At 66.4% G+C, this 545-nt stretch carries 1 protein-coding gene; it reads right to left on the reverse strand.

Annotated features, from left to right (window positions below; translation table 11 throughout):
* A partial coding sequence (locus AC1DRF_RS31885; protein WP_477742812.1) for a hypothetical protein occupies window positions 1–494 on the reverse strand: 494 nt, incomplete at its 3' end.
* Window positions 495–545 lie beyond the last annotated feature (51 nt).

Below are 545 nucleotides of genomic sequence, written 5' to 3' on the forward strand. Positions count from 1 at the left end.
GCCTTGAAGAACGCGACGTTGCGCGGATTCACGCCTTCCGGGATTTCCTTCAACTGGCCGGCCTGCACCGCGCCGACGGCCATCATCGTCGCCATCAGCGACTGCATCGTGTACGCGTAATCGTGCACCGATAGATCGGCCGATTCGATCGCCGCCTTGAGTTTCGGCGTCGCTTCGATGCGCGCGACGTACTGCGCGTCGTTCTCTTCGGAGATGTTCATTCCCGGGTCGAGCGTCCGGTCGGCCTTCACCGCCTGGCCCAGCGCGACCTGCGCCTGCAGGACCTTGTCGACGTTCGGCATCGTCAGTTCGTACGTGTCGATGCTGCCGGTCTCGGCCGTCGCCGGTGCGACGGACGCGTGCGCGGGCATCGCGGCCGTGGCGGGCACGGGTGCAGTCGCGGTCGACGGCACGGCCTTGTCCGTTTGCGCGGCAGGCTTGCACGCGGCGAGTGCGAGAACGGCGACGGCAAGGGTCAGCGTGAAGGACTTCATCGAAACTCCGGAGCGGTCTGGCGAAAGTGGCGCGCATGATGTCACGCGTGC

The sequence above is a fragment of the Priestia sp. P5_B4 genome (genome assembly GCF_056400385.1).